The organism is Arcobacter caeni (assembly GCF_003063245.1).
GTDB lineage: Bacteria > Campylobacterota > Campylobacteria > Campylobacterales > Arcobacteraceae > Aliarcobacter > Aliarcobacter caeni.
Window position 1 is genome coordinate 52677 of the sequence record NZ_MUXE01000008.1, and the last position, 20788, is coordinate 73464.

Here is a 20788-nt window from a genome sequence, read left to right on the forward strand (position 1 = left end):
AAGGATAAATCATGGCTGATGGAATATTAGGATTAGGATCTGGTCAAGCGGCATCTTTAAATAGTGAATTAATAGAAAAACTAAAAACTGCAGAAAGAAAATCAGCAGTAGCACCAATTGAAACAAAAATTGAAAAAATGACAAAAGAGAAAGTGATTTTTGCTAGTATTCAAACAAAAGTAGCAGAGTTATTAGATACAATTAAACCTTTTGATTTATTTGTTTCAGGAGGAGTTACTGCTTTTGAACAAAAATCAGCAACAACTTCTGGAGATTCAGTAACATTTGATGCAGCTGATATTAAAACATTAAAAAAGGGTACAACAACAGTAAATGTAGGACAGCTTGCACAAAAAGATGTATATGAATCTCTTAGTGTAAATGGATCAAATAAAGATGCTATAATCAATCAAGGTACATTAACAATTAATGGGAAAGATTTTGTTACTACAAATATGACTTATCAACAATTAGCAACAGCTATTACAGCAGAATCGGGAATGAATGCAAATTTTGAACAAGTAGGATCAAATGAATATAAATTAATTATTAAAAGTGAAGAATCAGGGACTGCTAATAAATTAGAAATAACTGGAGATGCGAGTGTTAACTTAGGTTTTAATCATGTACTAACTGCTCAAGATATGAAAGCAACAGTTGATGGTGTTAAATATAGTGTATCATCAAATACTTTAATAGTAGATGGATTAAAGATAACTGCAAATAAAGTAGATAGTAAAGTTATTGATAATGGTAACGAAGTCTACACTAGTGGTAGTAGCATAAATGTTGTTGAAGATAATACTCAAATTGAAACATTAATGAAAAACTTTGTAACTAAATATAATGAAGTTATATCATTAATTGATACCGAAGTTTTAAGTGCTGATTCAGCTCTTGGCGATAAATCATCTATTAGAGGTATAGTAAGTGAGATAAAAGATAAATTATTTGGTTCTTATGGTACATCAGGAAATAAATCAGTATTTAATTTTGGAATAGAACTTGATAAATATGGTGGATTAACACTTGATAGTACAAAATTTAATAAAGTTGTACAAGAAGATATGTCAAGTTTAAAAGATTTGTTCCTTGGAACGGCTGAAAAAAAAGGTTTAGGAACTACATTAAAAGAGACTCTCGATAATATGAAGTTCTCAGGTGGTGTGTTAAACTCTTATGAATCTTCAATGACAACAAGAGAAATAATATTGAATGAAAGTAAAGAAAAAGCTGAAAAATTATTGGATGCAAAATATCAACAATTGGCATTACAGTTTAGTGCATATGGAAGTTTGATTAATCAAATGGAATCATCATTTTCAGGATTGAAACTTATGATTCAACAATCAGTTGCAGGTTAAGAAAATAGTTATAGATATTTAATAATTAAGCAAATGTATAATATACTAGGGTAACAAAATAATTATCAGGGAGTTTTGAAGTATGGGAATAGAAGTATATAATCAACAAAATGCAGTATCAGATGATCCTTATGTTTTAGTACTAAAACTTTATGAGGGTGTTATAAAATATTTGTCATTTGTAAAAAATGCAATGGAAGAAAATAATATTGAAACAAAGTTCACTTATATCAATAAATCAATAGCAATTTTTGATGAATTAAGAAATGTTTTGGATTTTGATGGTGGAGAAGTTGCTTATTATTTAGATGGTTTATACTTATACCAAATTGAAACTCTATTTAGTGCTGGAATTGATGATAATATCAATGCAGTTAATCAAGTTATGAAAGTTACTCAAGGATTAATTGACGCATGGAAAGAAGAAACTGGTCTTTAAAAGCACTTAATGAATTAGTTTATATTGATTCATTAGATTCGTTTACTAAGGCTGATGCTTTAGTAAAATGGCATAATGATTATTTAACAAATGCTTCTATTGCAGATTTTGATTTAGAATTAGAAGATTTAAAAAGACTTGAAGAACTTTTCTTTAAGAATATTAATTTCTTAAAAGTTCAAAAAGAAGAAACAAGACTAGAGCTTGTTAAAATGCAAAAAGTGAAGAGATTTTTAAAACACTAACTCTTGTAAATCTATCTTTTCTCTAAAAATATAAGCTCTCATATTTTTAGGGATTTTATTTATTCTATATAACTCTTTATATTTTTTATCTATAATTTCATTGCAGTTTGGTGTTATCCAAATATAATTCTCTTGAATTGAGATATTTATTTTATGTGAAATAGTAATCTCTTTTTGTTTCAGAATCTCATTTCTTTGGGCATTTGAGAGTAAAATTCCTCTTTTTTTTAGATTTAAATCAATAGTTCTAATATTTAAATTATCATCATTTTGATTTAAAAAAATCTCCAACTCTTTTATTTTTTTAATTGGATTATTTTGAATATTCAAAGAATTTAAATCATTTTGTAAATACTCAAAAGACTTTTTAACTCCATCACTAAAATTTTCTAAAAATTTATTAGAAAAATTATGTCTAAAAAAGTTTCTTTTGTATTTCTCATCAAAATTTGACTTATCAATAAAGTATTTATGATTATTTTTTATTAAATAGTTTTCAAGTTCATCTTTTGTGATATTTAAAAGTGGTTTATAGATTTTATAGTTTTCTTTTTGTTCAAATTCATTAAAGCCAATAAGTTCAACTAAACCAGCACCTTTTGATAGCTGCATCATAAACCATTCGAGTTTGTCATTTAATTGATGGGCTGTGATTAAATTTTCATAAGAATTTTCTAAAATTATCTCTTCAAAAAACTTATATCTTATATCTCTTGCATTTTTTTCAAAGTTTGAAATATTTTCAAGTTTTGTTTCTTTTAAAAAGATATTCTTTTTGTATTTTGAAGCTAAAGTTTTTGCATAAAAAACTTCATCTTTGCTTTGAACTCTCTGATTATAATTAACAATGGCAATATCAAAAGGAATATTTTGTTTTAGAAGTAAAAAGAATAGTGCAGTTGAATCAACTCCTGCTGAAAAAGCTAGGAGGTTCTTTTGATTCTTAATAACACTAAAATCTAAGTTCATATTTATCTAATTACAGTTGCTAGTAATTTATCTCCCGCAAGTTCTGTAACTTTTACTGTGTAAATTTGTCCAAATTTAATTTGTTCATTTTCACCTAGTTCATTGTCATTTATATAAATTTCACCATCAATATCAGGCGCCCAAAGAGTTTTTCTAGCACTTAATAAATACTCATGCTCTTCACTTTCTCCATCAACATAAACTTCAAAAGTTTTTCCAACTTCATTTTCTAAAGACTCTTGAGTAGTTAAAGCAATTATTTCACCAATAATTTCAGCTCTTTCATCAATTATTTCTTGTTCAATCAAATCTTTAGATTCTGCTGCTGCTGTTCCCTCTTCAGTTGAATATGAAAACACATTTGCTCTGTCAAATTTGAACTCTTCAATATATTTACAAAGTGTTTCATGGTCTTCAACCGTTTCCCCTGGATGTCCTGCTATAAATGTAGTTCTTACAAATGAGTTTGGTTTACTTCTCATGTGATTCATAAGTTCATTTAATTTTTCAACACCTTTTCCTCTTTTCATGATTTTAAGCATTGAAGCAGTTATATGTTGTAATGGCATATCAAAATAGTTTACAAAAGTTTTAGAATCTGCAATTTTATCAATCAAAGATAAAGTTGTAGTTGATGGATAAAGATATAAAATTCTAGCTGTTTTAATTCCATCAATTTTTTCAACTTCTTCAATTAAAAGTTCAAGACCATTTTTTATATCAAAATCTCTTAAAAATGAAGATGAATCCTGAGATACAAAAGAGAAATCAATATAACCTTTTGATACCAAAGATTTAACCTCTTTTACAAGTGATTCCAAAGTTCTTGAGTGAAGTTTTCCTTTAAATGACGGAATTGCACAAAAAGAACAAGTTTGATTACAGCCCTCACTTAATTTCACATAAGCATGATATGATGAACCTGTGATTACTCTTTCATTTTCATCAGAAGCTAAAAATACCTCATTTGAAAAGGCACTTCTTTTTTGATGTACAAGTAAATCAATTTTGTCATAATCTCCAACGCCTGTAAAAACATCGATTTCAGGCAACTCTTTTTGAAGTTCACCTTGGTATCTTTCGCTTAAACATCCAGCCATTACTAAAACTGACTCTTTTTTTCTTTCATCGTGAAGATTAAAAATTGTATTTAAACTCTCTTGTTTTGCACTATCTATAAATCCACATGTATTTACGATGATCACATCGGCATTTGCTGCATCATCTGTGATTGTATAATCTTTTAATTTACCTAACATTACTTCTGAATCTACAAGATTTTTAGTACAACCAAGGCTTACTAAATGTAAAGTTTTTTTAGGATTTTTTACTGAAAATTTCATATATGTATTCTTTTTATTTTATTTTTTTGCAATTTTATCATAAACTAAGATTAAAGCAAAATATTAAAGCCAAATATTATCAAGAAGTCTAGTATTTCCAAATCTTGCAACCACAAGAATTATTGTATTTTTTGGCTCTATAATTTTTAGTTCATTAAACTCTCTATCAACAATTGCCACATATTCAACATCCAAAGTTTGCATGATTGAATAAAGTTTATTCTCCACAGCTTTTATATTTCTTTCTCCGCTTGCTATTAATGAACCTGCCATATATAAAGATTTTGAGATTAACAAAGCATCTTTTCTTTGAGTTGCATCTAAGTAAATATTTCTTGAGCTCAAAGCTAATCCATCATCTTCTCTTATAATTTCACAAGGAATAATATTTATAGGTAAAAACAAATCTTTTACCATTTGCATAATAAGTGAAAGTTGTTGAGCATCTTTTTTTCCAAAATAAGCATTTGTTGCTTGAGTTAAATTAAATAATTTTAATACAACTCTTAAAACTCCATCAAAATGTCCAGGTCTTGTTTTCCCCTCTAAAATATAACTTTTATTTGGAGCTTTTATTAAAATCTCTTCATTACCATACATAGTTGAAATTTCAGGCATAAAAACATAATCAACTTTGCACATTTGGCAAATTTTTTTATCTGCTTCATCTTTTCGTGGATATGCATCCAAATCTTCACCTGGTAAAAATTGAGTTGGATTTACAAAAATAGAAACAATAACTACATCATTTTCATTTCGTGCTTGTTTGATAAGTGAAATATGACCATTATGTAATGCACCCATTGTTGGTACAAATCCAACTGTTCCAGTGATATTTTTTCGTACTTCTTGTAACTCTTTTATAGTTTTTAAAACTTGCAATTTTTTTCCTTCTTAATCGTTTATGAATTAAAGTTATTTTTCTTCGTAGTTTGGATTTAATTTCAATAAAACTAAATCTGCAATCATATTACCAATTAGTGTCAAAAAGGCACCAATTATTAAAATTCCCATAATTACTGGATAATCATGGCTTAAGGCACTTTGATAAAATAATAATCCCATTCCATCTATTGAAAAAATAGTTTCAAGAATCACAGAACCACCAATAATTCCAGGAAGTGAAAGACCAAGTAAAGTGATAACTGGCGGATATAAATTTGGCAAAATATAATATCTCAAGATTTGTTTAGAAGTTAATCCTCGAGCTTTTGCAAAAAAAATATAATCAGACTTTAAAATCTCAATAGTTAAAGACCTAATATATAAAATCAAACTTCCAATCCCACCAAAAACAATTATAAAAATAGGTAAAACTAAATGCCAAGCATAATCTAAATAATAATCTAAACTTCCATCATTTGACATGCTATGAAGTCCAGCAATTGGTAAAATCTCAAAATTTATAGCAAAAATAAGAACCAACAAAAGTGCCAAATAAAATGATGGCATTGCAAAACTAAGAAGTGATAATTGACCTGTGAATTTATCAAAAAATGAGTTTTTATTAAGTGCTGATTTAATTCCAAAATATAAAGAGATTATAAATATTAAAACCATAGAAAGAATATTCAATATTAAAGTAATAGGCATTCTACTTAAAATTTCATCTTTAACCATTTCTCCACTTGCAAAAGAAATCCCAAAATCTAGTTGAATAATAGAGTGAATCCAAGAGAAAAACTGAACATACAAAGGTTTGTCCAATCCATAAATAGCTTTTAGTTGAGCAATTGATTCAGGAGTGATATTTGGATTTAATTCACCTGAAGCAAAAAAAGAGTTAGGCGCTGCATTTATTGCTATAAAAGATATAAGGCTAATTATAAAAAGCATGGTGATAAGGTATAATAGTTTTTTAAAAAATAGTTTCATGTTGGGATTATACAAAAGATAGGTTTAAATGATAGGTATAGACATAACATCAATAGATAGAATAAAAAAAATGTATGAAAAATTTGGAATAAAGGCTTATGAAAAGTTTTTAAATCCAAAGGAAATAGAAGTTGTAAAAAAGCCAGAAACAGCTGCTGGATTTTGGGCTGCGAAAGAGGCTGCTTCAAAAGCTATTGGAACTGGAATTGGTGCATCTTGTGGTTTTCATGATATTAAAATATCAAAAGGGAAACTTGGAAATCCAAAAATTAGATATAAGAAAAAAGTTAGAAAAGCTTTTGGAATAAAAAAATCTCATCTTTCGATAACTCACGATGCTGGTTTTGCAATAGCTGTTGTTGTGAATATTTTTAAGAATTAAGAGAAAATTTATCACTTTATGAATACAATGATAATGATTATTATAGTTACTCATAAGGATTTTTAATGTTGGCAAGTTTTTTAATAACTTTTAGGGAAGGTTTGGAAGCTTTTTTGATTGTTGGAATTATTCTTTCATATCTTGGTAGGCTTCAAGCTTCAAAATACAATAAATACATTTATATAGGTGTTTGTATTGGAGTTGTAGTATCTTTATTCATTGCATATATTTTTCAAGTCGTAATCTATGGAATAGAAAATGAACTTTATCAACACTATTTGATGATATTTATTCTTTTATTTGCAACCGTCGTTTTATCGTACATGGTTGTGTGGATGGCGAACCAATCAAAACAAGTAAGTGAGAAGTTAAAAGAAGATTTAAATGCTCTTGTAACTACTGGAAATATTTTAGGAATGGTTTTTTTATCTTTTTTAGCTGTTTTAAGAGAAGGATTTGAAACGGTTCTATTCTTCTCTTCACTTTCTTTTAGTGAAACTTTTTCTTTAGAAGAAGGATTTATTGGTGCTATGATGGGCTTAGTTTTATCGATAATTTTAGTTTATCTTTTAATGAGAGGAGCTAAAAATATTCCATTAAAAGTATTTTTTAAATACACGGGACTTTTAATTCTTATTATTGCAGGAGGACTTTTTGGAAGTGCTATTTCAATGATGCAAGCAAGTAATATTTTACCAACTTTTGTTCCTATGGTTTATGATATTTCAAATATTTTGGATGATAAAAGTATTTTTGGAACATTTTTACGAGCATTGTTTGGATACAACTCTTCTCCTACTCTTCTTCATTTATTGTCATGGGCTTCATATATGAGTATTGCCATATTACTTTGGAAGAAAGCATATTCTAATGCAAAATAATTATGATGTTTTGATAATTGGTGGAGGTGTTGCTGGTTTAATGGCAGGAATTGAACTATCAAAAAATGGCAAAAAAGTAGTTATTTTAGAAAAAGAGAGCGTAGTTGGAGGACAGTGCCGAACTGAAATTTTAAAAACTAAAGATGAGACATACAGATTTGATTATGGAGGACATAGATTTATTACAAATAATGAAGTTTTATTGTCTTTTGTTGAAGAAATCTTAGGTGATGATTTGTTAATTGCAAATAGAAGTTCAGTGATTTTACATCAAAATAAGATATATGAATATCCATTAAATATTAAAAATCTTTTTAAAGTTGCACCATTTAAACTTCTTTTAGGAGCTTTTATAGATACTCTTAAAATTATATTTAAATTTGTAAAACCTGATAATAGTAGTTTTAAATCATGGATTATTTCAAGATTTGGTAAAACCTTATATGAAAATTTTTTTGGTCCATATACAAAAAAACTTTGGGGAGTTGAACCTGAAAATTTGAGTGCGGATTGGGCAGGACAAAGAATTTCTTTGCTTGATTTAAAAGATGTTGTAAAAAAACTTTTATTTAAAAATAAGAAAACAGCAAGAACCTATGCCAAAAGTTATAGGTATCCTAAATATGGTTTTGGAGGTCTTCCTATTAAAATGGCAAATAAATTTGAAAGCTTAGGTGGGGAAATTTTTACAAATGAAGGCGTAGAAAAATTTTTATATAATCAAGATAAAATTGAGGCTGTTTATACAAAAGATAAAATATTTTATGCAAATGATATTATTTCAACAATGCCATTAAATGAGATGTCAAATATGCTTGGATTTGAGAGTAATCTAAAATTTAGAAGTCTTAGATTTTTATGTATTGGTTTAAATATTGAAGATTTCTCTCCTTATACTTGGCAATATGTAAGTGATTATGATTTATTACCCACAAGAATTCAAGAGCCAAAAAGAAGATCGGTTTCTATGTCTCCAAATGGAAAAAGCTCAATTATGCTTGAAATCCCTTGCAATAAAAATGATGAAATTTGGAATATGAAAGAAGAAAAACTTTTAGAAATAGTTAAAAATGATTTGAAAAAATTAAATTTTGATATTGAGGATAAAATAGTTGATTATTTTTCTTTTATAACAGAACATGCCTATACTTTAATGGATATTGATTATACAAAAAAAAGAGATGATGCATTTGAGTATTTAAATAAATTCAAAAATCTTACGATGGCTGGAAGACAAGGAACATTTAGGTATATTTTCTTAGATACTGCAATGGAAACAGGTCTTATGGCAGCGCATAGAGTACTTGATGAAAAGAGTTATACAAAAGAAAAAATATATAATCATCGTAATGAAAAAACAGTTATAGAAACAAAAAGTGTAGTATAAAAAAGGAGAAAAAAGTGAAAAAATATATAATATTAGTTTTGATTAGTTTAATTGCATCAATTAATTTACAAGCTTATTCGTATGCAGCAGCTGGAAAAGAACCTACTATTGATTCAAGAGAGGGAATTTTAGGCGCAATAAATAGTGATAATTTTGTTTTGGCAAAAGAAATCTTGGAAAAAAACAAAGATAATTATCTTTATTTAACTAAAGAATTTAATGAAAAATTATTTAGCTCATTAGAATCTTCTATTTTAGAAAAAGATAAAGAAAAAATAAATAGATGGCTTAATGTATCAATTGCTACTGAAATTCAAAGAAGATTAGATGGTGGTTTACAAAATATTGATAATTTTAATATAGCAAAAGTAATGCTTGCAAAAGCAGATAAATTTTATAAATTATTGAGCGTTTCTTTAGATAAAGAAGTTGATAAAAAATTAAAAGATGCTCTTTTTCAATGTGCAGATTCTATTGGTAATCCTGGACTTTTTGGTGTTGGAGCAAAACCTGTAAATAAACAAAAATATATAGAAAATGAAAAAATAGCAGACGAAATTTTAAAATCACTTTGATGAATAAATATAAAATTATTGCATATATTTTTACTTTATTTTATGCAATTTTTATATTAAATTATGAACCTTCATTTTACAATGATGATTCTGTTTTCTTAACAAGAGGAATTGATAATTTTAGTGTTATTGATTTCTCACCTCATTTTCCTGGATATGCTGTTATTGTTATTTTAGGTAAATTTATAAATATTTTTATAAATGATTCAAAGTATTCATTCTTTTTATTATCTTCTTTATGTGCAGTTTTTTTACCCTTGCTTATGTTTTTTTATGTAAAAAATTTAACAGATGAAAAAAAAGCATTTGTAGTTTTTTTGATTTCTATTAGTTCAGTTTATTTAATGAACTTATCTTTGAGTATGTTAAGTGATAGTGTTGGATTATTTTTCTTTTTTTTATCCTTACATATGTATGCATTAAAGAAAAATAGACTTACTGGATTTATAGCTTCTCTTGCACTTTTTTCAAGACCATCATATTTGATTTTTTTTGTAATTGGATTTTTATACATTTATTTTACAAATAAAAATAGTCTAAAAGAGATTTTGATTTATTTTTTATTTGGAACATTTTTATTTTTATCTTATACCTTTTTTTATAATGGATATTTATATATTGAAGAGGCAATTAGATTTACCCAAGGACATTTTGAACTTTGGGGAGTAGGTCAAAATAGTGATATAAAATGGATTGATAATATTTTAAGGCTTGAAAATATTCCTTATTTATTACTTGTTTTTTCTATATTTTCTTTAAAAAAAGAACATATTTTTCTTTGGGTTTTATTTTTATCATACTTTATTTGGATGATATTTGCTCAAAATCCAGATAATATAAGACATATGATACCTTTGATTTTTTTAGCAAATATAATTATTGTTTTATCTATAAAAAATAAAATTTTGATTTTAGTGCCTTTTTTAATAATAAATTTTTATGCTCACTCTTTTTATAAAGAAAAAATCTCACCACTAGAAAATATTGCAAAATATATAAATAACAATAATAATGAAGAAATAATAATCACAAATAGAGGTGTTGAGTTTTTAAGAGAAAAACTTAAAAATAAGATTGTTGATGGATATTACAAAAATAGTGCAGATTTTATAGTTAATAATAAAAAAAGTTTGACTATTACAACAAATAAACCAAAACAAAAAAATTACATAGAGTTCAAAGGTAGATTTATTGGAGAACAAAATTTATATTTATTAGAAAGTCAAGATTAATAAAAAATTTAATATTTAATTAAGCTTTTTTATCTACAATTATGATAATCATTTTCAACAAAGGATAAATATGAAAAAAATTATTAAGATGTCACTTATTACATCATTGGTCGTGTCTTCGTTATATGCAGCGAATAATACAAAAACGCAAGTTTTAGATAAAAGATTTGATACAGCAGGTGCAATGTTTGCATACACTGAGTTTGAACTTTCAGGTGAACCAATGGTTGAGGGACTAGGTCTTGATTTAGATACTCTTGATCCTTATGCAATTAATCAACCTACAAAATTTGATTATACAGCAGGAATTGAGGGTTACGAATATTCAGAAGAAGCTATGTATGCACTAAATTATCAATCAAAAATGGGACCACATCTTGTTAATGGACTTCTAAATGAAAAAAGAGGTGGAACAATGGAATCTTTAGCAAAAAGATTTATTGAGCTTGCTAAAGTAACAGGAAATTCACCAGAAATCATACCTTTAAATATGCATCCAACAGCTCTTCCATATATTTCAGGAATGCCAGAATTTGGGCAAGAAATTGATATGACAGTTGTAAATAATGATGAAATAGTTGTTGTTAAAAAAGGAAAAGAAATAAAAGTTAACACAGCTGTTCCTGCTTATTTAAGAGATTATAAAACACTTTCTTGGTCTGAAGATGGTATGGAAAAAATATTTAATCCAGCAGCAATTGGAGCAGCATTATTAAAAGATATAATGTGGGCGCAAGATTTCTTAGGTGGAATGCATGTGATTGAATCAGATGAAGAAGTAAAAGCAACAAGTTCAACAATGGATAGTGATGGAATACACGCTTTAGGAGTTTCAGCAAAAGATGGAATTAATGGTGTTATTTTAACTGAACTTGCTTGGGAAAGTATTTTGAATATGCAAGAAAAATTCGGATTTGATGGTAAAAAATTAGGAGTTTCTTTTGATCCTAATTACAATGCTAGTAATCCAATATGGTTTGCACATAAAGTTAAAGTAAATGAAGGACAAAAAAATGAAACTAAAGCAATTAATTCTTTAGAAGTTACAGAAGGATATTCATCTTTAAGAGATACATGGCAAGTACTTTGGCCAATCTCTGAATTTTATGCTTATTCTGATCAAAGAGTATCTAATGAAAATCAAAATCCATCTTTTTTAAGTGCATTTGATGGTGAGCCTTTTAAAAGTGCACCAAAAGAAAATACTGATGAAGATAGAAAAAACAATATAAAAGCTGATGATGCCTTTTCTGTTGCTTCAAATATTTCAAATTTAATGTTTGAAAATATTTCAAAACTTCATTATGATGAAAAAGCAGGAACTTTAGTTGATAGATTTGATGGCAAAAAAGGAACAACAGTAACAGTTTTTGATGCTGCTTATTCTATTGAAGCTCTAAGAATATTCCAAAGAGCAATTGATGCACTTCCTGTTGGATATGGATCAGCTGATGGTGCAAAATCTTTAGAAACAGAACAAGGTAAAAGAGCTTTAGCTTTAATTAAAACACAAGCTGATTTCTTAATTAAAAATGTAAAAGATAAAAATGGTTTATATTTTACAAGTTATGATTTAAAAACAGGTGAAAAAACAGGATCAGATGTTGGAACACAATTCGCAGTAGTTAGAGGACTTACAGCTGCATTTTTAGCAACACAAGATAAAAAATATAGAGAAGAAGCAAGAAAACTATTTGTATCAATTGAGAAAAATATGTTTGATAAAAAAATCGGAACATATGTAGATGCAAGTAAAGAATATACTCCTTATTCAATTGGTGCAACAAGTGGTGGATTAAGAGATGTAATAACTCATCTAAAAAATGAGGGAAAAGAAAAAGAGCCTTTATTAGAACTTAAAAATCTAACAGAAAGATTTACAAATTGGTTCCAAATAGTTATAAATGGAAATGCATTAAATGAGGGAGCTCAACTTTCTGAGTGGCTTTTAGATTCAGGAGAATATGAAACTGCTGATATGAAAACTTCAAATAATGATGGTGATAATGTTCCTCCAATTAATAAAGCTGGTGGAAAATATGGTACTGCTATGACAATGGCAGCAAAAGTAAAATTATCTAATACAAAATAAAACTTCACAATTTTCTACAATTTATTTTAATATTAAGAATTCTTTTTAAGAATTCTTAATATAATCAACATTCATTATCATTATTATTAGGTTTGCCTCATGAAAACAATATATATAAGTTTATCAGTCGTTGTTATGTTTATAACAGGAATTATTCAATGGGATATTTTCCCACTTTCTTGGGAATATTATAATATTGTCCAAGCATTACATATCATAGGTTCAATTACTATTTTTGTAATACTAATAATTCCTTTTGTGAATATGCATATATATAAATATAGAAAAAATATTATTGGAAGAAAAAAAAATAGTATAAATGGTATGTTTCTAGGAATAAATCTACTTCTAATAACAATAAGTGGTGCTTATTTATTTCTTGTAGGAAATAGAGGAGGAGATATTTGGGGAGTTTACTCTTTTTATATTCATCTTTATGGCTCATTTTTATTATTATTTTTCTTGTGGTATCACAGTAGTAATTCTTCAGCAAATCAAAAAAGAAAGAAACTTGCAAAATTAAATAAAATAAAAAAAGAACATGTTTTTGCAGTTATTACTCTTTCTATGCTATTTTTTCCTACTTTTTCGTACTCAGGTACAAGTACTTCGGCTCTTTATCTTACAAAAGATGCAAAATATATTTATAGTGCAAATTTAGATGGTGGAAGTGTAAGTAAAATAGATGCAAATAGTGGAGAAAAGATTTTTGAAAAAGTTTTAGGAAAAGATATTAGAAGAATTGCATTTAATGAAGATGAGTCAATTTATGCAGTAACTGATTTTTCTAAAAATCAAGTAATCTTTTTAGATGCAAGTAATAATAAGATAATAAAAACAATAAAAACAAAAAATAAACCTCATGGAATTATTTATGATAAAAACAATAAGTATTTTTTTGTAACAATTTATGAAGATAATGAGATTTTAGTTATTGAAGATAAAAATTTTGAAACAATAAAAACAATAAAAACAGAAATAACTCCAAGAGGTATGGCATTAACAAGTGATGGACGACTTTTAGTAACGCATACAATGATTGGAATGATTTCTATTTATGATAGTAGAAGTTTAGCTAAACTAAAAACCATAACTTTGCACTCTACTAGTAATGAAGATGAATTTGTTTCTCAAGGAAAACCTAGACTTTTAGATGATATTGAGATAACTCCTGATGAAGATGAAGCTTGGATTCCCCATGTATTATGGAATTTTGACCATAAATTTCAGTTTCAATCTACTATATTTCCAACAATTTCAATTATTTCTTTAGAAAAAGATAATGAAAAAGAGTTAGAAGATCAAAGAAAAGAGCTTTTTAAATCAATAAATGTATTAAATAATAATAACAAAACAATGATTGTCTCGAATCCTTGGGATCTTAGCTTTTCAAATGATGGTTCAAAAGCCTTTGTAACACTTGCTGGAAGTGAAGATATTATGGTATTTAATATTGGTAGAAGTAGTACAAAAGCAAATAAAGAAAGACATAGAAAAAGAGCAAATAGAAGTGGAAGTGGAGCAAAAGCTACTGAAATCTTTAGAGATTATCCAAATCAAACAAATCCACAAGCAATTTTAGTTAATCCAAAGAATGACAATATTTATGTACAAAATGCAGCTAGACTTGATATGACACTTCTTGATAGTGGAGGAGAACATCCATTTTCAAGAGTAACAGTAAAAGAAGATAGTTTTTCAAAACTTGTTGAAAAGGATCCTTTATCAAAAGAGTTAAGACTTGGTAAAACTTTATTCAATAACGGAAATGCAAATAACTACGAAAAAACACCACTTGTAGGTGATTTTTGGATGAGCTGTAATTCTTGTCACTTTGAGGGATTTAATTTTACAAATGGATTTTTATTTACAGATACAAAACTTGATAAGAAAATGGATGCGAGTATTGGTCATGATAATATTGATAAAGGTTATATTTCAAAAACACCCTTAGCTGATTATGTAAGAATTGCCAGAGACACGCAAGGTGGTATGGGAGAAGATCCAAAATCAAATTTAGAAAAAATCGATCCTGATAAAATGCCAAAAGAGTTAGAAGAATTGATGCAACCACTTCATACTTATATTACAGATAAAGATAATTTAAAATATTTATCTACATGGATGAAATTAGATGATGATGCAAAAGAATATCATCCAAAGGATTGGACAAATTCAGCAAAATGTAAAAGTTGCCATGAAGATATTTTTAATCAATGGGCTGATTCTAATCATAAAAACTTAGTTGGAACAAACCCATATTATATGGTATTAGAAAGTTTAGCTGCAAAAGTTGAGGGTGAAGGATTTAGAATGTGGTGTATGGGATGTCATAATCCTAGTGCAATTACAACAGGAATAACAAAAACAACGCCTACTATGGATAAGCTTTTTGAACATGGTGCTAAAACACTTGTAGATGAATTAGACAAATTTGGAAATGAAAAGCTAGAAGAGGGAGTTTCTTGTATCACTTGTCATAGGATTAGTAAAATTGAAGATGTTGGAGGAAATGCTTCATATACTTTAAATATTACACAAAGAGATAAATATGCTTTTGAAGATAGTCCACATAAAGCAGGGCAATGGTTAAGTGAAAAGTTTATTAACTCTAAACCACAAGTTCATATAGATAGTTATATGAATCCTGTTTATAAAGAAAGTGTTTATTGTGCTTCTTGTCATGATGAATTTACTCCAGGAAGTGGAAGTAAAATAGTTTCAACTTTTAAAGAGTGGCAAGAATCAAGTTTTAATAATCCAAATGATCCAAGTAAAAATAAAAGTTGTATAGATTGCCATATGACATTTTTAGAAAATGACAAGTTATCGCCACTTTTGGGTCAATCAACAAGTGGAGGAAAAGTTAAAAAAGATGTAAAAGTACATTATTTTGCTGGTGCAAATCACTTTTTATCAGGGCTAAAAAGTAAAACACATGAGGATCAAACTTTACAGCTTCTTAAAACTTCAGCCAAATTAGATGTAGATTTTAAAGATAATCAATTAATAGTTGGAGTAACAAATGTAGGTGCTGGACATCATCTTCCAACAGGTGTTTCTGATTTTAGAGAGCTTTGGCTTGATATTACAATAAAAAATAGAAATGGTGAAACCGTTTTTGAATCAGGAAAACTAAATGAAGAGGGAGATTTAGGTAAAGATGCAAGACCTTATATGAAAGTTTTTGGAGATAAAGATGGAAAACCTGTTGGTCTTTTCTTTTGGAAGTATGAAAAACTTTTAAGTGATACTAGAATTGCATCTGGTGAAAGAAGAATTGAAAAATACGATATTGATGAAAGTTTTAAAGATAAACTTCTTTATCCTCTTACTGCAACTGTAAAATTAAATTTTAGAGTTTATCCACAATGGGTTACTAATGCAGTTCAAAAGGAATATCCAAATTTACCAAATCCTCCAATTATCGAACTTCAAAAATCAATTAAGACTTTTGAAGAATAAATATTTAACTAAGAAATTTTCTTAGTTAAATATCGCTCTAGTATAATTTTAGCAGCTAAGGAATCAATTCTTCCATCTCTTTTGTATTTGATTTCACCTTTCATTAAATCCTCAGCTTCAATTGAACTCATATTTTCTTCACAAAATTCATAAGGAATTTTTAGTTCTAACAAAGATACAAAGTGATTAATTCTATTTTGCATATCAATACTAGCACTTGGAAACCCAACAATTAATTTTTCTATTTCCCACTCTTTTAAAAAGATATTTACATCTCGTGCAGCTTGATTTCTATTTTTTCGTAAAATTGCAGCTTGAGGAGTTACTATGTCAGAAGTTAGACAAATAGCAACACCGATTCTTTTAAGTCCTACATCAATTGAGGCTAATTTCAAGAAATAATCTCATCAGCTACATCAAATCTATTTGCAGTCATTAAGTGGATTTTTGGGTGAAGTTTATTTAACTCTTTAAATAAATCAGAGCTCAATTTCATTCCCACTTTGTACTCTTCTTCTTCAGAAATATTATGAGCAGCTTCCAAAGCATCAATCCAAAATTGTGGAACATGAATTCCTGGAACTTGAGCTGATAAAAATAGTGCAGTTCGTAGTTTTGTAACTGGAAATAAACCAAAAATTAATTGAGCTTTTTGTTTATCTCCCTCAACACCTTCTTTTGAAGTATTAAAAGATTCTAAAAGTTTTTTCGCATTATCTATATCAAAAATTGGTTGAGAAATTATTCCTAAAGTTCCATTTTGAATTTTATTATGCATCTTTTTTTCTAAGCTTGAGAAATTTTTTGCATAAGAGTTAATAACTGAAAATGGGAATATTTGTTTAGGTTCAATTTTAAAAGGACGACCTGCAAAATCCATTCCATAATTAAATGATTTTATAATTTTTAAAAGCATAATTGAATTTGATTCAAAAACACCTTTTGCATGTGGTTGATCACTCATTTTTGCAGGATCTCCTGTTAGGGCTAAAATAGCTCTTACATCAAAATCATTTGCTGCCATTAAATCAGATTGTAGTGCAATTTTATTTCTATCTCTCATGCTCATTGTTGCAATTACTGGTTTTTTAAATTCCATTTGAAGTTTTAATGACGCAAAAAGTGCATTATATTTTAGTTTTGCAAGGGGATTATCTGTACAAGAAAAACCATCAACTCTATCTTGTAATTTAAATTTTTTAATTCTTTCTATAATATTATGCATAGAAGGTTCATGTTGAGGTGTTGTTTCAAGTGTTAAAAATTTGTCTTCTTGAAGTTTTTGTATAAGTGTTTCAAACATTATGGAAAATATTCCTTTTAGTATATTTAGTAAAATTTAGTTAATATTATATCTTTAAAAGACTAAAACTAGGGAAAATTAATGAAATTAGCTGTTTTTGATTTCGATTCAACACTTATGGATGGAGAAACAATAGACTTTCTTGCAGATGAATTAGGTATTGGTGAACAAGTTACAAAAATCACAGAGGAAGCTATGAGTGGAAGATTAGATTTTTTTGAATCTTTAACTACAAGAGTTGCTTTATTAAAGGGTTTAGAGTATAAAAGAGTTGTCGATATTTGCTCAAATCTTCCTTTAATGCCAGGTGCAATGGAATTAGTTCCAGCCTTACAAAAAATGGGTTATAAAGTAGTTTGTTTTTCAGGTGGTTTTAGAATTGGGACAACTCCTGCTCGTGAGAAATTAGGACTTGATGCGGATTTTTCAAATGTTTTACATGAAAAAGATGGTCTTTTAACAGGTCTTGTTGGTGGAGATATGATGTTTGGATATTCAAAAGGTGATATGCTTCAAAGAATCCAAGGTTTAATGGGAATTACAAGAGCTGATACTTTAGTTTGTGGTGATGGAGCAAATGATTTAAGTATGTTTGCTCATGCAGATACAAGAGTTGCTTTTTGTGCAAGAGAAGTTTTGAAAAAAGAAGCAAATATTGTTATTGACACAAAAGATTTAACAAAAATTTTAGATTATATAAAGGCTTAACAATGAGTTTAAAAGAAGATATTAATTTCTCTTTATGGTGTGATTTTATTGAAAGAGAATTTTTAGAAACAAGATTTAAAGAAATTATCAAAAAAAAATATATCCAAGGTGCAACTTCAAACCCTGCAATATTTGAGTCATCAATTACAAACTCTTTAGCATACAAACAACAACTTGATATGCTTCAAGCAAATAATGCAAAAACTATTTACGAAGAGTTAGCTCTAACAGATATTAAAAGAGCAGCTTTTTTATTAAGTGATTTACATAAAAATGATGCTGATGATGGATTTATTTCTATTGAAGTTGACCCACTTTTATGTGATAATGCAGCAGGTACTATTGAAGAGGGAGTTAGACTTTATTCAATGATAAATTCTGATAATGTAATGATAAAAGTTCCAGCAACGGAAGCTGGATACATTGCCATGAGAGAATTAACATCAAAAGGAATAAATGTAAATGCTACACTTATTTTTTCTGTTGAACAGGCTATAAAATGTACACAAGCTTTAGATGAGGGAATTAAAGATTCAAACAAAGATATAAAAGCTGTTGTTTCTGTATTCGTTTCAAGATTGGATAGATTAGCTGATAGTGATTTAAAAATAAAAGGTTTAGAAACTTCTAAATTAGGGATCATAAACGCAACAAAATGTTATCATGAAATCAATAAATTTGGAAACCCAAATATTAGAACTCTTTTTGCTTCAACAGGTGTAAAAGGTGATGAATTAAGTCCTAGTTATTATGTGGATAACTTAATTTTTCCAAATTCAATAAATACAGCACCACTTGCTACAATTGAAGATTGGGTTAAAGATGGTTCTAAAAATCCAGCATCAATTATGAGTGAAATTGCATGTGATAAATATTTTGAAACTTTAAAATCAAGAGGTATTAAAATTGATGATATTTGTTCAAAACTATTAATTGATGGAATTGAGGCTTTTAAAGTTTCATTTAAAGATTTACTTTCAAAACTAATTCACTAATCTTCTAAAAATTATAATGTAGTTAATAAATTATTACTACATTATAATTTTATCTCTTCTTTTTATTACAAATCAATAACTTTTCAGGCTTAACTCCTTAAGAATTATTTAGATAAAATCTAAATAATTAAATAAAATATATTAAAAGGCAGATTAAAAATGAATAACTGGAATCCAAGTTCTTGGAGAGATTTTCCAATAAAACAACAACCTACTTATAATGATTTAGAAAAACTAAAAAAAGTAGAAAGCGAACTAGCTTCTTATCCTCCTTTAATTTTTGCAGGGGAAGCCTTAAACTTAAAAAAACAATTAGCTGATGTAGTAAATGGAAAAGCATTTTTACTTCAAGGTGGAGATTGTGCTGAATCTTTTTCATCTTTTAATGCACCAAACATAAAAGATTTATTTAAAGTAATGATGCAAATGGCTGTTGTTTTAACTTTTTCAGGGGGGTGTCCAGTTGTAAAAGTAGGACGAGTTGCTGGACAATTTGCAAAACCTAGAAGTACTGATTTTGAAGAAATAGATGGAGTAACATTACCCTCATATAGAGGAGATATTATAAATGATATTGAATTTACAGAAAAAGCTAGAAATCCAAGAGCTAAAAAGTTACTAAAAGCATACAATCAAAGTGCTGCAACTATGAATCTTCTAAGAGCATTTTCAAGAGGTGGAATGGCTGATTTAAATCAAGTTCATTTATGGAATTTAGACTTTGTAAAAGATAATTATTTAGGTGCAAAATATGAAGAACTTGCAAATAAAATATCTGAAAGTTTGACATTTATGAAAGCTTGTGGAATTACAAGTGAAAATACTCCACAATTAAATCAAACAACTCTGTTTACTTCACATGAAGCGTTGTTATTAAACTATGAACAAGCATTAACAAGAAGAGATTCAATAACAGGAAATTGGTTTAACTGTGCTGCTCATATGTTATGGATTGGAGATAGAACAAGAGATTTAAGAGATGCTCATATTGAATATTTTAGAGGAATAAACAATCCAATAGGATGTAAAGTAGGACCTTCTATGAAAGAAGATGAATTAATTCAATTAATTGATGCACTAAATCCAAATAATGAAGCAGGAAGATTAAACTTGATAGTTAGAATGGGAGCAAATAAAGTAGGAGATTTCTTCCCAAAACTTTTACAAAAAGTAAAAGCTGAGGGTAAAAATGTATTATGGTCATGTGATCCAATGCATGGAAATACTATAAAAGCTGATAATGGATATAAAACAAGAGATTTTGAAGCAATTTTAAGTGAAGTAAAGCAATTTTTCCAAATTCACAATGCTGAGGGAACATATGCAGGTGGAATCCATCTTGAAATGACAGGACAAAATGTAACAGAATGTACAGGAAGTGCATCTTCTGCAATTACTCAAGAAGGACTTAGCAGCAGATACCATACTCAATGTGATCCAAGATTAAATGCTGATCAAGCTTTAGAATTATCATTTATGATAGCAAATACTTTAAAAGAAGCTAGAAAGAATTTAGTTTAAGTTAAATCTAAT

19 protein-coding genes are annotated in these 20788 nt (G+C 27.8%); 13 read left to right on the forward strand and 6 right to left on the reverse strand.

Annotation, left to right across the window (positions count from 1 at the left end; genetic code table 11):
• Positions 1 to 11 precede the first annotated feature (11 nt).
• The 3 genes from fliD to B0174_RS06820 all read left to right on the forward strand — a co-directional run bounded on the left by fliD (position 12) and on the right by B0174_RS06820 (position 2048).
• Complete coding sequence (gene fliD / locus B0174_RS06810) at positions 12 to 1364, forward strand: flagellar filament capping protein FliD (RefSeq protein ID WP_108558985.1); 1353 nt, start codon at positions 12 to 14, stop codon at positions 1362 to 1364.
• A gap of 82 nt (positions 1365 to 1446) precedes the next feature.
• Positions 1447 to 1803: a flagellar export chaperone FliS gene (fliS, locus tag B0174_RS06815; RefSeq protein WP_108558987.1), complete on the forward strand. Its 357-nt coding sequence runs from the start codon at positions 1447 to 1449 to the stop codon at positions 1801 to 1803.
• The gene (locus B0174_RS06820; protein WP_108558989.1) at positions 1779 to 2048 is read left to right on the forward strand and encodes a hypothetical protein; all 270 of its coding nucleotides are present in this window, start codon (positions 1779 to 1781) and stop codon (positions 2046 to 2048) included. The genes fliS and B0174_RS06820 overlap by 25 nt, the downstream gene beginning before the upstream one ends.
• Here B0174_RS06820 and tilS read toward each other — a convergent pair.
• From tilS to B0174_RS06840, 4 genes are all read right to left on the reverse strand, one after another.
• Entirely contained in the window at positions 2037 to 3017 is a 981-nt protein-coding gene (gene tilS, locus B0174_RS06825; protein WP_108558991.1) for a tRNA lysidine(34) synthetase TilS, read from the reverse strand. The two genes, B0174_RS06820 and tilS, sit on opposite strands and share 12 nt — an antisense overlap.
• Positions 3018 to 3019: 2 nt before the next feature.
• Positions 3020 to 4360 (reverse strand): 30S ribosomal protein S12 methylthiotransferase RimO, encoded by a 1341-nt coding sequence (gene rimO / locus B0174_RS06830; RefSeq protein ID WP_108558993.1) that lies wholly within the window; start codon positions 4358 to 4360, stop codon positions 3020 to 3022.
• 63 nt (positions 4361 to 4423) lie between these two features.
• Positions 4424 to 5242, reverse strand: a complete 819-nt coding sequence (panC, locus tag B0174_RS06835) for a pantoate--beta-alanine ligase (protein ID WP_108558995.1) — start codon at positions 5240 to 5242, stop codon at positions 4424 to 4426.
• A 33-nt stretch (positions 5243 to 5275) separates the two neighbouring features.
• On the reverse strand, positions 5276 to 6235 hold the full coding sequence (locus tag B0174_RS06840) for an ABC transporter permease (RefSeq protein ID WP_108558997.1): 960 nt from the start codon (positions 6233 to 6235) through the stop codon (positions 5276 to 5278).
• Between the two features lie 28 nt (positions 6236 to 6263).
• On the opposite strand from B0174_RS06840, the gene acpS reads away from it, so the two are divergent.
• The 7 genes from acpS (at position 6264) to B0174_RS12370 (ending at position 16249) form a co-directional block, all read left to right on the forward strand.
• Entirely contained in the window at positions 6264 to 6617 is a 354-nt protein-coding gene (gene acpS / locus B0174_RS06845) for a holo-ACP synthase (RefSeq protein WP_108559000.1), read from the forward strand.
• 65 nt (positions 6618 to 6682) lie between these two features.
• On the forward strand, positions 6683 to 7498 hold the full coding sequence (locus B0174_RS06850; protein ID WP_108559002.1) for an FTR1 family iron permease: 816 nt from the start codon (positions 6683 to 6685) through the stop codon (positions 7496 to 7498).
• Entirely contained in the window at positions 7488 to 8885 is a 1398-nt protein-coding gene (locus B0174_RS06855; RefSeq protein ID WP_108559005.1) for an FAD-dependent oxidoreductase, read from the forward strand. The genes B0174_RS06850 and B0174_RS06855 overlap by 11 nt, the downstream gene beginning before the upstream one ends.
• Before the next feature lie 14 nt (positions 8886 to 8899).
• Complete coding sequence (locus B0174_RS06860; protein WP_108559007.1) at positions 8900 to 9460, forward strand: hypothetical protein; 561 nt, start codon at positions 8900 to 8902, stop codon at positions 9458 to 9460.
• Positions 9460 to 10692, forward strand: a complete 1233-nt coding sequence (locus tag B0174_RS06865) for a hypothetical protein (protein WP_108559010.1) — start codon at positions 9460 to 9462, stop codon at positions 10690 to 10692. The genes B0174_RS06860 and B0174_RS06865 overlap by 1 nt, the downstream gene beginning before the upstream one ends.
• Positions 10693 to 10762: 70 nt before the next feature.
• Entirely contained in the window at positions 10763 to 12784 is a 2022-nt protein-coding gene (locus tag B0174_RS06870; protein WP_108559012.1) for a hypothetical protein, read from the forward strand.
• A 99-nt stretch (positions 12785 to 12883) separates the two neighbouring features.
• Positions 12884 to 16249, forward strand: coding sequence for a multiheme c-type cytochrome (locus tag B0174_RS12370; protein ID WP_108559014.1), 3366 nt, complete (start codon positions 12884 to 12886; stop codon positions 16247 to 16249).
• Between the two features lie 8 nt (positions 16250 to 16257).
• Here the strand turns inward: B0174_RS12370 and ruvX are convergent, their stop codons facing one another.
• Together ruvX and B0174_RS06885 are read right to left on the reverse strand one after the other, a co-directional pair.
• Positions 16258 to 16644 (reverse strand): Holliday junction resolvase RuvX, encoded by a 387-nt coding sequence (ruvX, locus tag B0174_RS06880; protein ID WP_108559016.1) that lies wholly within the window; start codon positions 16642 to 16644, stop codon positions 16258 to 16260.
• A complete protein-coding gene (locus tag B0174_RS06885) occupies positions 16641 to 17552 on the reverse strand; it encodes a methylenetetrahydrofolate reductase (RefSeq protein ID WP_108559018.1) in 912 nt (303 codons plus the stop codon). Before B0174_RS06885 ends, ruvX begins: the two co-directional genes overlap by 4 nt.
• 81 nt (positions 17553 to 17633) lie before the next feature.
• Between B0174_RS06885 and serB the strand changes: the two genes are divergently transcribed.
• The 3 genes from serB (at position 17634) to B0174_RS06900 (ending at position 20776) form a co-directional block, all read left to right on the forward strand.
• Complete coding sequence (serB, locus tag B0174_RS06890) at positions 17634 to 18260, forward strand: phosphoserine phosphatase SerB (protein ID WP_108559020.1); 627 nt, start codon at positions 17634 to 17636, stop codon at positions 18258 to 18260.
• Between the two features lie 2 nt (positions 18261 to 18262).
• Complete coding sequence (locus B0174_RS06895; RefSeq protein ID WP_108559022.1) at positions 18263 to 19255, forward strand: transaldolase; 993 nt, start codon at positions 18263 to 18265, stop codon at positions 19253 to 19255.
• 159 nt (positions 19256 to 19414) lie between these two features.
• Entirely contained in the window at positions 19415 to 20776 is a 1362-nt protein-coding gene (locus B0174_RS06900) for a class II 3-deoxy-7-phosphoheptulonate synthase (RefSeq protein ID WP_108559024.1), read from the forward strand.
• Positions 20777 to 20788 lie beyond the last annotated feature (12 nt).